The sequence below is a fragment of the Rhodococcus sp. WWJCD1 genome (assembly GCF_002258735.1).
In the GTDB taxonomy this organism is placed as follows: domain Bacteria; phylum Actinomycetota; class Actinomycetes; order Mycobacteriales; family Mycobacteriaceae; genus Rhodococcoides.
The window spans coordinates 1-18,585 of record NZ_NOXY01000015.1 but is presented as its reverse complement, the minus strand read 5'-3'; the positions used below and the strand labels follow the sequence as shown (position 1 = coordinate 18,585).

At 64.6% G+C, this 18,585-nt stretch carries 15 protein-coding genes; 6 read left to right on the top strand and 9 right to left on the bottom strand.

What is annotated here, in order from left to right; translation table 11 throughout:
- Nucleotides 1-28: 28 nt before the first annotated feature.
- The 6 genes from CH286_RS10525 to CH286_RS10500 all read right to left on the bottom strand — a co-directional run bounded on the left by CH286_RS10525 (nt 29) and on the right by CH286_RS10500 (nt 5,854).
- Nucleotides 29-1,537, bottom strand: coding sequence for a GMC family oxidoreductase (locus tag CH286_RS10525; RefSeq protein ID WP_094609186.1), 1,509 nt, complete (start codon nt 1,535-1,537; stop codon nt 29-31).
- 159 nt (nt 1,538-1,696) lie between these two features.
- Nucleotides 1,697-2,626, bottom strand: coding sequence for a helix-turn-helix domain-containing protein (locus CH286_RS10520; protein ID WP_037154895.1), 930 nt, complete (start codon nt 2,624-2,626; stop codon nt 1,697-1,699).
- A gap of 1 nt (nt 2,627) precedes the next feature.
- Nucleotides 2,628-2,912, bottom strand: a complete 285-nt coding sequence (catC, locus tag CH286_RS10515; RefSeq protein WP_037154910.1) for a muconolactone Delta-isomerase — start codon at nt 2,910-2,912, stop codon at nt 2,628-2,630.
- 5 nt (nt 2,913-2,917) lie between these two features.
- Nucleotides 2,918-3,784 (bottom strand): catechol 1,2-dioxygenase, encoded by an 867-nt coding sequence (catA, locus tag CH286_RS10510; protein WP_052058768.1) that lies wholly within the window; start codon nt 3,782-3,784, stop codon nt 2,918-2,920.
- Nucleotides 3,785-3,824: 40 nt separating this feature from the next.
- The gene (locus CH286_RS10505; RefSeq protein WP_037154912.1) at nt 3,825-4,928 is read right to left on the bottom strand and encodes a mandelate racemase/muconate lactonizing enzyme family protein; all 1,104 of its coding nucleotides are present in this window, start codon (nt 4,926-4,928) and stop codon (nt 3,825-3,827) included.
- Entirely contained in the window at nt 4,925-5,854 is a 930-nt protein-coding gene (locus tag CH286_RS10500; protein ID WP_037154915.1) for a LysR family transcriptional regulator, read from the bottom strand. Before CH286_RS10500 ends, CH286_RS10505 begins: the two co-directional genes overlap by 4 nt.
- A 207-nt stretch (nt 5,855-6,061) precedes the next feature.
- Here CH286_RS10500 and benA point away from each other — a divergent pair, with 207 nt between their 5' ends.
- The 6 genes from benA (at nt 6,062) to CH286_RS10470 (ending at nt 16,267) form a co-directional block, all read left to right on the top strand.
- Nucleotides 6,062-7,447 (top strand): benzoate 1,2-dioxygenase large subunit, encoded by a 1,386-nt coding sequence (gene benA / locus CH286_RS10495; protein ID WP_094609185.1) that lies wholly within the window; start codon nt 6,062-6,064, stop codon nt 7,445-7,447.
- A gap of 1 nt (nt 7,448) precedes the next feature.
- Nucleotides 7,449-7,988, top strand: coding sequence for a benzoate 1,2-dioxygenase small subunit (gene benB / locus CH286_RS10490; RefSeq protein WP_037154920.1), 540 nt, complete (start codon nt 7,449-7,451; stop codon nt 7,986-7,988).
- A 31-nt stretch (nt 7,989-8,019) separates the two neighbouring features.
- Nucleotides 8,020-10,743, top strand: coding sequence for a benzoate 1,2-dioxygenase electron transfer component BenC (gene benC / locus CH286_RS10485; RefSeq protein ID WP_094609184.1), 2,724 nt, complete (start codon nt 8,020-8,022; stop codon nt 10,741-10,743).
- A gap of 60 nt (nt 10,744-10,803) precedes the next feature.
- Nucleotides 10,804-13,506, top strand: coding sequence for a LuxR family transcriptional regulator (locus CH286_RS10480; protein ID WP_094609250.1), 2,703 nt, complete (start codon nt 10,804-10,806; stop codon nt 13,504-13,506).
- A 152-nt stretch (nt 13,507-13,658) separates the two neighbouring features.
- Entirely contained in the window at nt 13,659-15,023 is a 1,365-nt protein-coding gene (locus CH286_RS10475; RefSeq protein ID WP_094609183.1) for an MFS transporter, read from the top strand.
- A complete protein-coding gene (locus CH286_RS10470) occupies nt 15,020-16,267 on the top strand; it encodes a benzoate/H(+) symporter BenE family transporter (RefSeq protein ID WP_094609182.1) in 1,248 nt (415 codons plus the stop codon). The genes CH286_RS10475 and CH286_RS10470 overlap by 4 nt, the downstream gene beginning before the upstream one ends.
- A 12-nt stretch (nt 16,268-16,279) precedes the next feature.
- Here CH286_RS10470 and CH286_RS10465 read toward each other — a convergent pair whose 3' ends face one another.
- The 3 genes from CH286_RS10465 to CH286_RS10455 form a co-directional block, all read right to left on the bottom strand.
- On the bottom strand, nt 16,280-17,455 hold the full coding sequence (locus CH286_RS10465; RefSeq protein WP_094609181.1) for a 4-hydroxybenzoate 3-monooxygenase: 1,176 nt from the start codon (nt 17,453-17,455) through the stop codon (nt 16,280-16,282).
- Nucleotides 17,456-17,519: 64 nt separating this feature from the next.
- Nucleotides 17,520-18,272 (bottom strand): IclR family transcriptional regulator, encoded by a 753-nt coding sequence (locus CH286_RS10460; RefSeq protein WP_094609249.1) that lies wholly within the window; start codon nt 18,270-18,272, stop codon nt 17,520-17,522.
- Nucleotides 18,273-18,308: 36 nt separating this feature from the next.
- Nucleotides 18,309-18,585 (bottom strand): citrate/2-methylcitrate synthase (locus CH286_RS10455; protein ID WP_303396147.1); only part of this gene is annotated, 277 nt, incomplete at its 5' end.

Sequence of the window (18,585 nt, the reverse complement as noted above, 5' to 3'; positions counted from 1 at the left end):
AGTTCAAGGTCTCGACATTGTTTGTGGCTCAACCGATGAGATCGGCAGCCTTCTCCGCGACCATCACAGTCGCGGCATTGGTGTTGACGCAGACGACCCTCGGGATGACGGACGCATCCACGACGCGAAGGCCGTCGATGCCGTGCACTCGAAGATCCGGCCCGACGACGGAATCGGGCCCGGTTCCCATCGCACAAGTCCCCACCGGGTGGTAGTAGGTTCCCGTACCGCGAGCAACGTAATCCCGCAGTGCTGCAGTGGAATCCGCCTCTGTCCCCGGAAGAACCTCGGTCAGGCCCCATGCTGCGAAAGCGTCCGTCGCAGCGATGGTGCGTGCCACCGCAATGGCGTCGACCAGTCGGTCCACGTCCGAGGTTGCGGTCAGATAGGCCGGATCGATCAGGGGTGGATCGTCCGGATCCGCCGTCGCCAGGCGAACGCTACCGCGACTGTCGGGCACGGTGGTGACGCCGAACGTGATGCTGTTCTGAGGCGCGACCAGTGTCGGCTGATGGAACGGCACGTGAATGAACATCAACTGCATGTCCGGACCGTCGAGCTCGTCGTCGCTGCGCCACAGCATCGACACTTCGGCATGATTGTCGACGGCGGGTGGAATCGGTTGCGCTGCTTCGTAGACCACGCTGCACAGGGGATGATCGTGCAGGTTGCGTCCCACGCCGGGAAGATCGTGGACTACCGGGATGCCGAGCTCTCGCAGTTCCTCGGCCGGGCCGATTCCGGACAGCAGCAGCAGGCGTGGCGAGTCCACGGCACCGGCGCTCAGAATCACTTCGTGCCGAGCGGACACCGACACCGGTTGCCCGTTGCGTCGATACCTCACTGCAACGCAGCGGCCGTTCTCGACCACCACGGACTGCACCCGTGAACCGGTCGACACCGTCAGGTTGGATCGATGTGCCTCGACTGGAGCGAGATAGGCCGACGCCACGCTGAGGCGGGCACCGTCGGAAATGGCCAGATCGTGCCAGCCTGCACCTTCCTGCTCGGTACCGTTGAAGTCGTCCGTGATCGGATGTCCGGCCTCCGCTGCCGCATCGAGAAAGGTCTGCGATACCGGATTCGGCGAGGACGACGGGGCCGGCCGCAACGGACCCTTGTCGCCGCGGACCTTCGCGTCCTTGCCGACCACAGTCTCGGACTTCATGAAGTACGGCAGTACCGCGTCGTACGACCACGATTCGCCCGCAACCTCTGCCCAGGTGTCGAAGTCGTTTCGGTGTCCTCGCAGGTGGACCATCGCATTGATCGAGCTGCTGCCGCCGAGGGTATGGCCCCGCGGCCAATTGTGGGCACCGCCGCCTGCCGCTTTCTGCGGAACCGTGTTGTACGCGTAGTCGACGTTGCTACCCCAGAGCGACGGCCAGGCCGGAGGTACAGCCAGGTCCGGGTGATCGTCACGACCACCGCTCTCCAGCAGCAACACAGTGACATCGGGGTTCTCGCTCAGTCGTGATGCGAGTACACAGCCGGCGGATCCGCCACCTACGATCACGTAGTCGAATGCTTCGTCCATCGTCTTCAATCCCTTCGAAGTGACCGGCCCCACACCGGTAGGACTTCAGTGTGCGCAGCGAGCCGGCGTCGCGATTGACGATTTCCGACGCAGTTCTTGCCGATTTCCGCCGAGTATTGCCGGAACCGTTGTTGGACAGATGTGTTCGCAGAGCCGAGGTCAGCGCAGTGCGGCACGTTCCGCCGACGGACTGCTTCCGAACCTGCTCTTGTACAGCCGACTGAAGTGCGCCGCGTCGGAGAAGCACCAACGCCCGGCAACAGCGCCGACAGTGGACCTCACCCCTCGGGCTGCGAGCAGATCGCGTCGGGCACCGTCGAGCCTCATCTCGCGAATAGTGGCTGTCACAGTGGATGTTTCGTCACCGAACAACCTGTCGAGACTGCGTACGGACATGCCGAATGCAGCCGCTACGGAGTGGTGACACAGATCGGGGTCGAGGAGGTGCCGACCGATATAGGTGAGGACGGCCAGCTTCCTCGCCTGCTCCCCTGGTTCGTCGAGATCGATGTGTGAGTCCGCGGTGAGGGCACTGCTGATGAGGCTGAGACCGGCATCGGCGAAGCGCAGAGCCGAGCCGGTATCGACCGGGTCGGCCGTCTGCGCCAGCGCTGCCCGTACGAAGGATTCGAGCACAGCACCGGGACCGGAGCCGATATCGTGCGCACGCTGCATGGTGGCCTCGATCAACTTCTGCGGCAGCCGAAGGGCGTTGGGCGGAAACACCATCACCGCACAACGCCAGTCACCCTCCAGCCGCAGATCGTAGGCTCGCCGAGTGTCGTAGATTCCGAGCTGGCCCGGATGTATGACCAGCTCGTGATCACCCTGCCGCACGACGGCCCGACCCTGCAGTTGCACACAGACTTTCACTGCATCAGTGGGTCTCCTGCGCACAGCCGAGCGGGTCCGTCGTACCGTCTGCGGCGAGCCGGCGACCTGAAATGCGCCCAGTTCACCGACGGTGGTGCCCTCTATCCATCCGGTCAACGGACGATCGTCGCCACCCTCCGGCACCAACCCCGCGAACGCCTCGCCGAGCTCGTCACGCCAGTGTTCGTCTCGCCACTGCTCGATCTCCCGGGTCATCTCACACCGCAGAAATGTCCGACGGGTGCTGGGCCAGCGGGCTCACGTCGATGCTCATGTACGGGAACAGCGGTAGATTCCACAGGATCTCGTGGAGCCGCTCGTTGTCGCGCACGTCGAAGATGCTGAGGTTGGAGTACTGGCCGACGATGCGCCAGATACTCACCCATTCACCGTCGCGCTGCAGCTGCTGCGAGTACGCCTTCTCTCGTGCGAGAGTGTCGGTTCGTACGTCCGCGTCGAGATCCTGCGGCAGCGCGACATCCATCTTCACGGCAAAGAGCATGCGTCTCAGGCCTTGTCGAGGACGAAGTCGTACGTCACTTCTTGGCCACCGTCGACGTCCTTCGGGTCCAGGATCAGCTCCGGCTTGACGGCGTTGGCAACGTCGTCGTCGTTGTGCGCATCTCCGGGGAAGTAGAGCTGAGTGGTGACCTGTTGGTAGCCGTCGGCTGCAATCTTGAGGTGCAGGTGCGCCGGACGCCACGGGTGCCAGCCGGCGGCGGAGATGAGATTGCCGCATGCCCCGTCGGTCGGGATCTGATACGGCGCAGGCTTCATGGTGTGAATCCAGAACTGGCCCTGATCGTCGGTGGTCACCGTGCCGCGCAGATTCCACTCCGGAATTCCGGGCGCGAACTGGGAGTAGAAGCCGTCGGAGTCGGCGTGCCAGATCTCGATGACGGCGTGCGGTAGAGGGGTGCCGTCCACAGCTTTCACCTGGCCCTGGAACAGCAGCGGGGTGCCCTGCTCGCCGTCTCGCGTCGGTACGATCGCAGCCGATCCGAGCTCGGGGGCATCGGGGACATAGAAGGGGCCTTCGATGGTGCCCTTGCTGCCCTCGCGGGATTCGCCGGCGACTTCTTCGACGACGTGCTCCACCCAGACGTCGAGGAACAGCGGCCACTCGCCGGTCTGTCCCACGTTGATGAGCCAGGCCTTGAGGGCGTTGTACTCGTCGTAGGTGACCTTGTGCTCACGGATGGTGTCGTGGACAGCAGACAGCACCTGGCGGGCGAGCAGACTGACTCGCTCGGGCGGGGTGTTCGCCGCCGCCTGCTTGTCGGAGGTGAAACGCTCGGTAGCGTTCGCGCCGGTCGCGGCAGCTGTTGCCACCTCGCCCGACAGGTGGTTCGTCTCTACGTGGTCGACACTCATGTCTACTCCTTGCGGTGAAGTTGGATTACTGAACTGAAAATCATTGGTCGGTGCGGTATTTCGCGAGCTTGTCCGGATCGATGCGAACACCGAGTCCCGAGCCGGGCAGGACGCTGAGCGTGCCGTCCCGAATCTCGAGCTTTTCGGTCAGCAGGTCGTCGCTCATGTCGAGGAAGTTGGACAGCTCACCTGCGCGACGCGACGTCAGGTCGAACGCCGCGCCGAAGGCAACGGTGCAGGCCGTGCCGAGCTGTCCGTCGATCTGGTTCCCCATCACCACGTCGATGCCGAGGCCCTCACACAGATGGTGGGTCCGCTGCGACGTCGTGAACCCGGTGCGCGCAGTCTTGATGCTCACCGCAGTCGCGGAACCACCGAGAATCTCACGGGTGACCTCGGCCGGGGTGGTCGCGGATTCGTCTGCCACGAAGGGGATGTCGAGTTGCCGAACCAGCCAGCGGCGGCCGAGGACGTCGTCGGCCGGGCACAGTTCCTCGGCGAGAGTAAGACCCAGATCCGACATCTCTTTCATGGCACGCGCAGATTCGGCGGCGGTCCAGCCTCGATTGCCGTCCACGTAGAGTTCGACGCCCTCGCCCAGTCCTTCTCGGAGAGCGCGTACGACAGCCGTGTCGAGGTCGACGGGCCGACGGCCCACCTTGACCTTGAAGACCTCGATTCCGTACGTCTCCCGCATCCTGGTGGCTTCGTCGACCATCGCAGCCGGGGTGTCGAACCCGAGCATGTGGCTCACACGCATCCGGTCGGTGTATCCGCCGAGCAATTCGGTGACGGGAAGGTCGAGGGTCTGACCGAGGGCATCCCAGATCGCCATGTCCACTGCCGACTTGGCCACCGGATTGCCCACGGTACGAGCCAGTTTCGCATGTACCACCTCGCGCTCGACGAGGGTGAGGCCGACGATCGCCGGAGCGAAGATGGTCTCGATCACCGCAGCCACTCCCCGCTGCGTCTCGCCGTAGGTGAACGGCCGGGGAGGAGCGTCGGCGATACCGACGACGCCGTCGTCGGTATGTACCCGAACGAGTACGTGCTCGGCCGCAGAGACCTCACCGCTGGCGAACTTCAGCGGCTTGCGGTACGGGATCGAGTACGGGATCGCCTCGACTGCAACGATTTTCATGACATGCCCTTCGGCTGTGCAGACGGTACGGATGATTCGAGTCGAGGGAGCACTCCCGCGTCCTCCAGAGCGCCGACAAGGGCATCGACGAGGGCCGACGGCCGGTCTCGGCACCAGGCCAACGCCAGATCGATGGTGCTCGCGCCGGCGATGTCGCGGAACACGACGCCGTTCAACTGCAGCGCTCGGACGGATTCGGGAACCAACGCAACGCCCAACCCGGCTGCGACGAGCGCGAGCAACACCGAGGTGTCCGGAGCCTCGTGTTCGCGCCTGGGGCTGAAGCCCGCGGCGCGACAGCTCGTCACGACGGCTTCGTTGACCACCGAATGCGTGTCGGCGTACATGACGAAGTCCTCGTACGCGAGATCGGCGACGTCGAGCGCCGGTTCGGTGGAGAAACGATGATCGACGGGCAATGCGAGCACCAACGATTCCGTGGTGATCGTCCGCAACACCAGATCGTCACCGGCAACAGGGGGCCGCAGCACCGCAACGTCCAGATGTTCCGAGCGCAGACCGTCCACCTGGGCAGGGGTGAGCAGGTCCCCGTGGATCTCCAACGCGATACCGGGCAGACGCTGCTTGATCGCACGCGCGATCGGCGGCAGTTGATCGAAGGCCGCAGTACCGGTGAAGCCGATGCGTACCAGTCCGTATCGGCCGTCGGCGATCCTTCGTACTCCCCGCGCACTCTGCTCGAGGTTGTCCAGATTGCGCAGCGTCTCTCGATAGAAGAACTCCCCCGCCGGAGTCAGGCTCACCTGACGGGTCGTCCTGGCCAGCAGCGTCACACCCAGCTCGGCCTCCAACTGGCGAACCGATTGCGACAACGCCGGCTGAGCCAGGTGCAGCCGCGTAGCGGCCTGCCCGAAGTGCCGAGTCTCGGCCACGGCCACGAAGTGGTAGAGGTGCCGAAGTTCCATGAACGAGCCTCTCTGTACGTGGTGGGGTGACCCTGACCACAGTAGGGAAGTAATCCATCGTTGACAAAGACCTATTTTGCGTCGATTGATAAGTGTCAGCGATCAATGTCCACCCAGGTCGGGCCTAGGCAAAGCCCTGGTGTGACGGCGGCCACTCCCTGACACAGTCGCTTGTAATCGAACTCGAAGCGCCTGGAGGAACCCGATATGACCGACATGCTGGATCACGTACAGAACACGATCGACGGAGCGGTGATCGACGATGTCGCGGCGGGCATCTACCGCGCCAACCGCAGCATCTTCACCGACGAGGAGGTCTTCGAGCTCGAGATGAAGCACATCTTCGAGGGCAATTGGATCTATCTCGCCCACGAAAGTCAGCTCCCGAACAACGGCGATTACTTCACGGTGCACATGGGTCGGCAGCCCGTTGTCATCACCCGCGACAAGGACGGCGAGCTGCATTGCCTCATCAACGCGTGCGCGCACCGCGGTGCGATGCTGTGCCGACGCAAGACGGACAACCGCACCACGCTCACCTGCCCCTTCCACGGCTGGACGTTCCGTAACGACGGCACGCTGCTCAAGGTCAAAGATCCCGACGGCGCCGGCTACCCCGACACATTCGACGTCGACGGATCGCACAACCTCACCAAGGTCCCCCGATTCGAGAGCTACCGCGGTTTCCTCTTCGCGAGCCTGAACGACGACGTCTCGACCCTCGCCGAGCATCTCGGTGACACGACGAAGGTCATCGACATGCTCGTCGACCAGTCTCCCAAGGGCCTCGAAGTTCTACGCGGATCCTCGTCGTACACCTTCGACGGAAACTGGAAAGTGCAGGCGGAGAACGGGGCCGACGGCTATCACGTCAGCGCCGTGCACTGGAACTACGCCGCGACCACCTCACGCCGCAACAACGGCGAATCCAAGAACACCACCAAGGCGCTCGACGCCGGCGGCTGGGGCAAGTCCGGCGGCGGCTACTGGTCCTACCCCAACGGCCATCTCTGCCTGTGGACCTGGGCGGCCAACCCCCAGGATCGCCCACTGTGGGACCAGATGGACTCGCTGAAGGAGAAGTTCGGCGACGCCAAGGGCGAATTCATGGTGAAGGGTTCACGCAACCTGTGCCTGTACCCGAACGTCTACCTGATGGATCAGTTCAGCACGCAGATCCGGCACTTCCGGCCGATCGCGCCCAACAAGACCGAGGTCACCATCTACTGCATCGCACCCAAGGGCGAGAGCAAAGAGGCTCGCGCACATAGGATCCGGCAGTACGAGGACTTCTTCAACGCCTCCGGCATGGCGACACCCGACGACCTGGAGGAGTTCCGCTCGTGCCAGCTGACGTTCCAGGCGACCAATGCGCCGTGGAACGACATGAGCCGCGGCGCGGAGCACTGGCTCACCGGACCGGATCCGGTGGCCGAGGCACTCGACATGCCCGGTGTCATCTCGGCGGGTGTCAAGAACGAAGACGAGGGCCTGTTCCCCGTCCAACACGGCTACTGGCGCAAGACACTGCTCGCTGCCCTCGACAAGCAGCGCGCAGCCGACTCCGTACCCGCTGCAGCACAGGAGGTCTGACATGACTGCCACCGTCGACAATACCGATAGCCGGCAGACCGCCCCGTCGCGCCTGATCACCCAGTCATCCATCGAGCAGTTCCTCTACCGCGAAGCGCGCTACCTCGACGATCGCGAGTTCGAGAAGTGGCTCACGTGCTACGCGGACGACGTCGAGTACTGGATGCCCTGCTGGGACGACAACGACCTGCTCACCGAGGATCCCCAGACCGATATCTCACTGATCTACTACGAGAACAAGGGTGGGCTCGAGGATCGTGTGTTCCGCATCAGGACCGAACGGTCCAGTGCCACGTCGATACCCGAACCGCGGACCAGTCACAACATCAGCAACGTCGAGGTCATCGAACGTCGGGGAGATATCGTCGACGTCCGATTCAACTGGCACACCATGTATTTCCGGTACAAGACCATCGATCCGTATTACGGAACCTCGTTCTACACGATCGACTTCTCCGGCGACTCGCCACTCATCCGGCGTAAGACCGTGGTGCTGAAGAACGACTACATCCACCACGTCGTCGACATCTATCACTTCTGATCGACCTGCCGTCATCCCGAGGAGTTCCATCGTGAGCCATTCCGTCGCACTGTCCTTCGAGGACGGCGTCACCCGCTTCATCACCTGCGAGGACGACCAGACCGTCGCCGACGCCGCGTACCGCTCGCGGATCAACATCCCTCTCGATTGCCGAGACGGCGCGTGCGGAACCTGCAAGGCTCTGTGCGAATCGGGTGAGTACGACGGCGGTACCTACCTCGACGACGCTCTGTCGCAGTCGGAATCGGACGAGGGCTACTGTCTGCCCTGCAGCATGAAGCCCACCTCCGATCTGGTGCTGCAGATCGCGAGCACGTCGGCGGTCGCGAAAACCCAAGCGGCGAAACACGACACGGTCGTGACTGCCGTGGAGAAACTCTCCCCCACCACGGTCAGGCTCGCCGTCGAGGCACCGGCGGGTGGCACGCTCGCCTTTCTCCCCGGCCAGTACGTCAACATCACTGTCCCCGGCTCCGACGAAACCCGGTCGTACTCCTTCAGCTGCGTCTCCGGATCTGACGAGTTGGAATTCCTGGTCAAGCTCACCCCGGGCGGGTTGATGTCCACCTACCTGAGCGACACGGCGGCCGTGGGCGACAAGATCTCGTTCACCGGCCCACATGGCAGTTTCTTTCTGCGCGAGGCTCAGCGACCTGCGCTACTACTGGCGGGCGGAACCGGATTGGCTCCGATCCTCTCGATCCTGCGCACCATGGCCGGCGAATCCAGCACTCGTCCCGTGCATCTCGTGTACGGCGCCAGTACCGACGACGACGTCGTCCAGCTGGACGAGCTCGCCGGCCTGGCCTCGACATTGGATGGATTCACGTGGGATCACTGTGTTTCGGACCCCTCGACCACCGCTGCGAACAAGGGGTACGTCACTGCCCTGTTGACCGACGCACATCTCAACGGCGGCGATGTCGCGGTCTACCTGTGTGGTCCGCCTCCCATGGTGGAGGCCGTCCGAACGCATTTCAGCGAGGCCGGCATCGAACCGACGGGCTTCTACTACGAGAAGTTCGCGCCGTCCTCGGCAGCTGCGAAGGAAAGCATCGGCGACGAAAACGATTCGGTTGCAGCGGCTCCGGTGGACGACGAGCCGACGCCGGTCGACGAACAGGCGGAAGCGACGATCGAAGCAGCTGACGCACCCGCGAAGAACCCCACAGACGATGACGTCGAGCCCGCCCTGGACGGCAGGAACATCTTCGGTCGAGCCGTGTTCGGCAGTCGTGTTGCGGAGCCTCTGTACTCGCACGGCATGAGCTTCTCGGACTCCGAGGAAGCAGACACCATGCGCGCGATCGCGGGTCAGCGCGTTACTGTCGCCGGCTCGGCCGCCGACCGGACCGGGTTGGACGACAGCTCCGATCTGCTCCTCACTCCGGAGGCACAATCCGTTGCAGCACAACATATCTGGCCTTCGCGGGATATCCAGCCGCTCGTCACGCGCAGTCCCGAACCTGCCCCGGCCTCGAGTTCGGGGTACGAGATCGGCGAGGAGCATCCATCGGTACACGAGTCGGACGCCGTGTTCGAGGCCAGGCGCGCCCTCGAACTCGGTGCCCTCGAACTCGTGATCGGCCGGCTGTCCTCTCAGCAGATCTCCGGATACCGACTGTTGGCCGAGACCACCACTCGCTACGTCGCCGGCGACCGATTCGTCGATGCCGCCGCGTACACCGAGACCAATGCCGCTTTTCACGACTACCTCTTCACCCAAACAGGCAACGAGCATCTGCTGCAGGCCTATCGGGCTCTCGGCGTCAAGGCCGCAATGGAGGACGTGCTGCGCAACGCGACGTGGTGCGATCCGCTCTGCGCCCAGGATCACCTCGACATAGTCGACGCGTTCGAGGCCGGAGACCGTGAGCGCGCACGGGCATTGATCGCCGATCACGCCGACCGTTCGAAGGCGACGATGAAACGCGCCATGAACGAATCCCGGGCGAACAAAACGCCCAAGTTCGTCAGCCCAGGTCGATTCGCAGGCAAGGTCGTGCTGATCACCGGCGCGGCCCAGGGCATCGGAGAATTCGTGGCCCGGCGGATCGGTGCCGAAGGCGGAGCACTGATTCTGGCCGACCGGTCCGAGTTGGTCGAATCCCTCACCGAGGAATTTCGGCAAGACGGTGTCGAGGCCACCCCTGTGATCGCCGACCTCGAAACCTGGAAGGGCGCTTCATCGGTGGTGGACGCCGCACTCACTGCACACGGACGCGTCGACGTGTCCATTCACGTCGTCGGCGGCACCATCTGGGCCAAGCCGTACGCCGAGTACCCGCCCGAGCAGATCGAGAAGGAAATCTCCCGGTCGCTGTTCCCGACGCTGTGGTCCTGCCGCGCCGTGATCCCGCACATGATCGAACGCGGCGGCGGCACCATCGTCAACGTCTCCTCGGTCGCAACCCGCGGCATCCACCGGGTTCCCTACGCAGCTGCGAAGGGGGGCGTCAACGCCATCACGGCAACTCTGGCCCTCGAGGCAGCACCGCACGGCGTTCGGGTGGTTGCCACGGCCCCCGGCGGTACCGACGCACCACCGCGACGCGTCGCTCGTGGACCCGCACCCTCGACTGAGCAGGAGAAGAACTGGTACCAGGCCATCGTCGACCAGACCGTGGACTCCTCGTTGCTCAAACGCTACGGAACACTCGACGAGCAAGCCGCGGCGATCTGCTTCCTCGCCTCCGACGAGGCGTCGTACATCACCGGTACCGTGCTCCCGGTCGCCGGCGGCGACCCGGGCTGAGTCATGACCGTGTTGGTTCGATCGCCGGACGCACTCGTACGCCGCGGATACGGTGACGTCATGTCCCCTTCACCGTTGATCGGCCGCGGTGAACTGCTGGACGTCCTGATTCGGGCGCTCGACGGCTCCGCGACGACGTCGACCTTTGTGGTGCTGACCGGCCCGGCGGGCATCGGCGCATCGTCGATTCTGCGTGAAGTCGAACGGACGGTCGGGAGCGAGGGGCAGAGCACGGTGGTGCGCCGCGCAGGTGCGGTGCCGTGGGAAACGCACGTGCCGTTCGGACTCGTCACGCAACTCGTCCCGGGCGTCGGGATCGAAGGGACGGACCCGGTCGAATGGGGACACCGCATCGCCGACGCGTTGGCGGCGGACGCCGTGACGATCCTGCTGATCGACGACGCGCACGACTGCGACGCGGACTCGCTCCGTGCACTCGCCTCCGCCGTCAGGCACCACCGATCCGCGAGACTCGCGGTCGTCTGTACTCGAAAGCCGTTGCCCGACGGCTTCATCGAGTCGCACCGGGTTCTCGATCGCGCAGCCGACCTGTCCGTGGCAGTACCTGCGCTGACGGTGTCGGCCGTTGCCGAAATCGCTGCCCTGCAGGGGATCATCCTGTCACCGTCCTCGGCTGCTCACCTGACGCGTCACACCGGTGGGCGTCCTCGACACGCCTTGGCGCTGCTGGACGAGGTGCCACGCGAGACCTGGAAGGGTGTTCGCCCCGACCTGCCTGCGCCCGCCTTCGTGGAGGCAGACGTTCGGACCACTCTCGCGCTGTGCACGGACGACGCTCGGCGTCTGGTCTCGGCCGTCACCGTTCTCGAGGATGGCCGACCGTTGACCACGGTATGCGAGGTCGCCGGCATCGACGATCCCTGGCCTGCTGTCGATCTCGCAGAACGATTCGCACTGGTGACCGTCCGACGCAGCTCCGCGGCGACCATCCTCGAGATCCACGATCCCACGGTCCGCGCCGCGGTGCTCGCGACGATGAGCAGAGTCGAGCGCGCGCAGGTGCATCGAGCCGCTGCCGCAGCCGAGGCCGACCCGGCCGATCAGCTCGCGCACCTGGTCCACGCGTCGCCACTGCCCGATCCACTGGTCTCGGACCGCCTGGACGCGCTCGCAGCGACACGTGCAGGAATCGGCGAATGGGCCACGGCAGCACGGCTGTACCTTCTGTCGAGCCGGTCGACCCAGGAACCGCATGCCCGCGAGGATCGGCTCGTCCGCGCGGTGGACGCCCTCATCGGTGCCGGTGACATGCGGACGGCCTCGGACTACATCGCCGAGATCGAAAGTCTCCGTGAAACCCCTACGCGTAATGCCGTACTCGGCTATCTGGCCATCCTGCGCGGCCGCCCCAACGAAGCCGAAGCTCGACTCACCCGGGCGTGGCAGCTCGTACGGACGCGGCACGACCCCGAGGTCGCCGCTGTGATCTGTCATCGGCAGGTACTGCACAATCTGGCGCGCTGCGACGGTGCCAACCTCGTGTTGTGGGCCGATCGCGCAGTCGAACTCGTCGGAGCCGACCACGCAACCGCGGTCGAGGCGCAGTCCATTCGAGGCCTCGGGCTGGCGGGCACAGGGCGTGTCGCAGAAGCACTGAGCAGCTACCGAGACCTGTGGGGTCACGCCAGTACCGGGGCCGTCGGACAACGGGTGCAGATGGGTGCGGGCTGGCTCCACTTCGCATCGGACCACATCGATCTCGCGCGCTCGGAACTCGAAGCCGCAGCACCGACCGACTTCCTCGGCGGTTCGACGCGAATCTCGTTGTGGGCTCACGGTTGGCTGGCGCGCACCTATTTCGTCACCGGCGAGTGGGATGCGGCGCTTCGGCTGGTCGGAGCTGGCTCCGACTTGGCCGACCGTTCCGGTGCCGCATTGATCGTTCCACTGCTCCAGTGGACCGCGACGCAGATCCACGCACTACGCGGAGACTGGGTGGCCGCCGCAACCAGCGCACACCGCGGTGATTCCGGCGCCCGCGACTACGAGATCATGAGGGTGCCAGCGGCTCTCGGTCGTGCGGCCATCGCGGAGGCACAAGCGGACTATGCCGGGGTCCTCCGCGCTCTTGCCCCCTTGACCGAGCAGTGGGCTCACGCCGACGTATCCGAACCCGGCTTCTGGGCGTGGCCGGATGTGTACGCCAATGCATTGATAGTCGAGGGCCGACTCGACGAGGCAGACGAGTTTCTGATTCCACACGAGGCCAGGGTGCGCGATCGTGGTCACCGCTCCGCACACGCACGCCTTGCCTGCGCTCGTGGCCGACTGCACGGCGCAATGGGCGATCTCGACTCTGCCCGAGCATCATTCGAGGACGCCCTCGCTTCGTTGGCACCGCTGCCCCTCACGTACGACCGCGCCCGAGTCAACTACGCCTACGGGCAGACCCTGCGCAGAGCCGGGAAGCGGCGCGAGGCCGATGCCGTCGTCAGCGCGGCACGCGAAGGCTATCTGGCACTGGGGGCAACCACGTACGTCCGACGGTGCGACCGTGAACTCAAAGCCGGTGGTGTGCACGCCGTTCTGAAGGACAGAGCTCACGATGCACTGACCCCGCAAGAGGACGCCGTCTCGAGCCTGGTCGCCACAGGAATGACCAATCGCGAGGTCGCGGCCGAATTGTTCTTGTCGGTCAAGACAGTTCAGTTTCACCTCACCAGGGTGTACGCCAAGATGGGCATTCGCTCGAGAGCGGAGCTGGCGGCTGCGCGGTCCACCGACGACGGCTCGACGACATGATCGCAGCGCACCCACTTTCGCAATGCCGAGGTAAGCACTAGGCAAAGCCCTGGTGTGACTCAGCCCACGATTTGGGACAGTGATGCAACCCGCTCGGCCGTCAGCGCCGATTCAGCCTTCAAGCGGTACTCCCTGACCGAAAAGGATCCCCGATGACTGCACCGGACTCCCTGAAAACCGGCACATCAGCCAGCACTGCCTGGGCCAGCGATCGGCACCGCCGCAGCGTGTTGTGGATCGTCGCACTGTCTACGGCAGCAATCGTTTTCGACGGCTACGATCTCGTCGTCTACGGCACCGTCCTGCCGACGCTGCTTGCCGATTCTGCCCAGCTGGGCGCGCTGGATCCGAAAACTGCGGGCGCGCTGGGTTCCTACGCGCTGATCGGGGTCATGGTCGGCGCTCTGACCGCCGGGGCCTTCGGTGATCGGATCGGCCGTCGCAGAACGATGTTGACATGCATCGTCTGGTTCTCGGTGGGAATGGGGGCCACTGCACTCGCACAGAACGTCACGATGTTCGGCGCACTTCGGTTCCTGACCGGTATCGGAGTCGGCGGCCTCGTCGCCACGGTCGGTGCCATGATTGCCGAATTCGCACCACCCGGACGTCGAAACTTGTTCAACGCCATCGTCTACAGCGGCATTCCGGCCGGTGGCGTCCTGGCGTCGTTGGCCGCGATCACCCTGCAGGATTCGATCGGCTGGCGCGGACTGTTCTGGATCGGCGCACTCCCACTGTTCGTACTGCTACCGCTGGCCCTGCTGCGGATGCCGGAATCCCCGCGGTGGCTGTTGGCACACGGCCGCGTCGCCGATGCACAGGAGATCTGCGCACGGACCGGCATTCCGATGCCCGACGCAGAGCCGGTCGTCGCCGGCGATCGCGTCGGATTCGCAGCACTGGCCCGCAAGCCACTACTGCGCCCGACGGCTCTCCTCGGGCTGATGAGCTTCTCCGGCCTACTGCTGACCTACGGCCTCAACACCTGGCTGCCACAGATCATGTCCGAGGCCGGTTACAACGCCAAGGGTTCACTGTCGTTTCTGTTGGTGCTCAACGGTGGTGCCATCATCGGTGGCCTGATCGCGTCTCGCGTCGCCGACCGCACCGGACCACAGCGCGTCATCGCGGTCACCTTCTGCCTCGCCGCGCTGTCGTTGGTTCTGCTGACGCTGAACTTCCCGCTCGGAGTCCTGCTCGTCGCCGTGGCCGGTGCAGGCATCGGTGCCATAGGCACTCAGGTGCTGATCTACGGATTCGTCTCGAACTACTACCCCACCACCGCCCGTGCAGCAGGAGTTGCGTGGTGCGCCGGATTCGGCCGGCTCGGCGGCATACTCGGACCGCTGCTCGGCGGAATCCTGCTCGGAGCCGGCATCGCGTCGTCCACCGCGTTCTACATCTTTGCCGTCGTAGCGCTGCTCGGCGCACTGGTCACCACCGCTGTTCCCGCGGTTCGAGCCCTGCGCCGATCCGATCCAGTACCCATCGAGCCGGTGAAAGTGGCTGAATGACAGATATTTTCGAGCGTCTCGCCTCGGGCGAACTACCGGAGCGTCGCCCGCCGAGTCTGCGTGCTCTACGCGCCGACTTCGGCGGGCAGTACGTCGGTGCAGGGGCAACCGGCGTGCTGTTCAGCGCAACCGGGCCGGTTGCGGTCATCATGGGTGCCGCCGCAGCGGGCTCGCTCACCGCCGCACAGACAGCGTCGTGGGTCTTCGGAGTATTCGTACTCAACGGCATCCTCACCGTGGTGGCGAGCTGGGTGTATCGGATGCCGCTGAGCTTCTTCTGGACCATTCCGGGCACTGTTCTGGTCGGACAATCGTTGGCGTCGCTGACCTGGCCCGAGGTCGTCGGGGCCTACCTTGCTACCGGGGTCCTCATCATCGTGCTCGGAGCCACCGGGGTGGTGACGAAACTGATGGATTTTCTGCCGCACAGCGTGGTGATGGCGATGGTGGCCGGTGCATTTCTGTCGTTCGGAACCGGACTGGTGCAGTCTGTTTCGTCCAATGTGATCGTCGCCGGCGCCATGGTCGTGGCGTGGTTGGCGCTGACCCGATCCGCTACGTGGTCGAAGCGGGTACCGCCGGTGCTCGCTGCATTGGTCACGGGTCTCGCTGCTCTCGCAGTTACAGGCGGATTCACACGGATGACGGGGCCTGCGGCAGAGCTCCCCCTGATCGGCTTACCGGAGCTCGTTGCGCCGGCGTTCAGTGGTGCGGCACTGGCGCAGTTGGTGATACCGCTTGCCATCACCGTGGTCGCGGTTCAGAACGGTCAGGGTGCCGCAGTGTTGAACTCTGCGGGCCATCGACCACCGATGACCGTCGTCACCATCGCGTGCGGCATCTGGTCACTTCTCGTCGCGCCACTGGGTGCGGTATCGACGTGTCTGGCCGGTCCGACCAACGCGTTGCTCGTTGCCGTCGGTGCACGGTCACGGCAGTACATCGCCGGAATGACCTGCGGCGCACTCGCTATCGTGGTGGGTGTGTCGGCACCACTGCTGGTGCGCGGCCTGTCCGTGGTGCCCGCAACGTTCATCGCGGCTCTCGCCGGTCTGGCGATGCTCGAGGCACTGCGCGGTGCATTCACCGCCGCGTTCTCCGAGTCGTCCGGCCGCCCGATGCTCGCGCCCCTGATCACCCTGCTGGTCACCATCTCCGGCACCGACGTCGGAGGCCTCGGCGCTCCGTTCTGGGGATTGGTCGCCGGTGTTGCAGTTACTTACCTGCTCGATCGCCGACGGTAGTTCCCAAGGGGGTCAGAATCCGATCGGTAAACCGGCGTAGTTCTCGGCCAGTCCCATGGCACCCGCTTCGCTGGAAGCCACCCACTTCAGCTGCGAGAGCTGCAACTGCGCATCGAACGGGTCGTCGCCCGTGTGCAGCATCGTCGTCATCCACCACGAGAAGTGCGTGCAACGCCAGACGCGTCGAAGTGCCGTATCGCTGTACGTGTCAGCACTGTGTGTCCCCTTCCCCTGCAGCAACTGCGCCAGTGCAGGTGCGAGTAGAGCCACATCGGCAACCGCAAGGTTGAGACCCTTTGCGCCCGTGGGAGGCACAATGTGCGCTGCGTCGCCTGCCAGAAACAGATTGCCGTGTCGCATCGGTGTCTGCACGTAACTGCGCATCGGCAGCACGCTCTTCTCGGTGATCGGTCCCGGGTTCAGCGTCCACCCGTTCTGACCGTGTCCGAGCCTGTCTGCCAACGCATCCCAGATTCGATCGTCGGACCAGGTGTCGATATCGGTGCCGTTCGGCACCTGCAGATACAACCGACTGACCGTCGACGATCGCATCGAGTGCATGGCGAAGCCGTCCTGATGCCAGGCGTAGATCAACTCGTCCGTCGACGGCGCAACGTCGGCGAGAACTCCGAGCCAGGAGTACGGATACACCCGTTCCCACGTGTTGCGGACAGCATCGGGCATGGCAGCACGACTCGGCCCGAAGGAGCCGTCGCATCCGGCGATGACGTCGGCGTCGATCCGCATCGCGTTGCCCGACGCGTCCGTGAAAGTGACGTAGGGGTCGTCGGATTCGACGTCGTGCAGCGCGGTATGGGAGACGTCGTAGTAGATCTGCTGGCCGGCCTTCTCGCGTGCCGCCACGAGATCCTTCGTGACCTCGGTCTGCCCGTAGACCCACACGCTTCGGTCCACCAGATCACGAAAGTCGATGTGGTGCCGCTCTTCCGGCCACTGCAGATAGATACCGCGATGCTCGTGGCCCTCGCGGTGCAGGCGCTCCCCGAGTCCATGTTCGTCGAGCAACTGGACCGTCGAATGCTCGAGAATTCCGGCGCGGATCCGGGCGAGCACGTAGTCCTGGGTACGCGACTCGATCAGAATGGAGTCGATCCCCTGCTCGCCGAGCAGGTGGGACAGCAGCAGACCCGCGGGCCCTGCACCGACGATGGCAACCTGTGTACGCATGAGTCGAGTACACCGCGGTGATCCACGTCTCTACAAGCCAGAGCTTCCACTGAGTGGAATAAGGCTATCCAGTTCTCAGGCTGCGACCGATTCCCTGGGCCGCAACCTGTAGCGCCGCAACCAGTCTGACGCGATCACGCCCGATACTCGGAACCACGAGTCCCAAGGATGCGACCACGTTCTCGCCGTCGCGAATCGGAACGGCCACAGAACAGGCCCCGAGGGTCATCTCCTCGACCGTCTGGGCGTATCCCTCGCGGTGCACCCGGCGTAGTTCGTTCTCCAACTGCGCCGGTCGAGTCACCGTGAACGGGGTGATGCGAGTCAGGTTTCGAAGTACGCGATCGTGCACCTCCCTCGGCGCGTACGCCAACAGCACCTTGCCCACCCCGGTCGAGTACAACGGCAATCGCGCACCCACCCGACTGATTGCAGGCACGGACGCATGGCCTGCCAGCCTGTCGAGGTACAACACCTCGTCTCCGTCGCGAATGGCCAGGTGCACCGTCGCGAGAGTCGCACCGTAGATGTCGTGCAGAAACGGCGACGCGATCTCGCGCAGATCGGACTGATCCGGTGCCAACAGTCCGAGTTTCCACAGTCGACGCCCCACTACGTACCGACCGTCGTCCGAGCGCACGAGCGCTCCCCAGTCGACCAGTTCACGTACCAGGCGGTGGGCCGTGGCAATGGGAAGGTTTGCGCCATCGGCCAATTCGGTCAACGTCAACGCAGGGGCATGTTCGTCGAACACCGACAGCACAGCCAGCAGCCGCGAGGCCACCGAGGCCCCGGGATCCCGTACGTTCCCAGCCATCAGCACGACGATAGCGCCAATCGACGACCTTCCCGCTCAGGATGGCGTTCGCGCCGCCCAGCCGTCGACGGACTCGGGCTTGCGGGGTTCGGGGCCGGTGTACAGGGCGGCGGGGCGGACGAGTTTGCCGAGGCGTTTCTGTTCGAGGATGTGGGCGCACCAGCCTGCGGTGCGTCCGCAGGTGAACATGGCGGGCATCATGTGGGCGGGTACTTCGGCGAAGTCGAGGATCACTGCGGCCCAGAATTCGACGTTGGTTTCGATGGCGCGGTCGGGGCGGCGTTCACGTAGTTCGGTCAACGCGGCTTGTTCG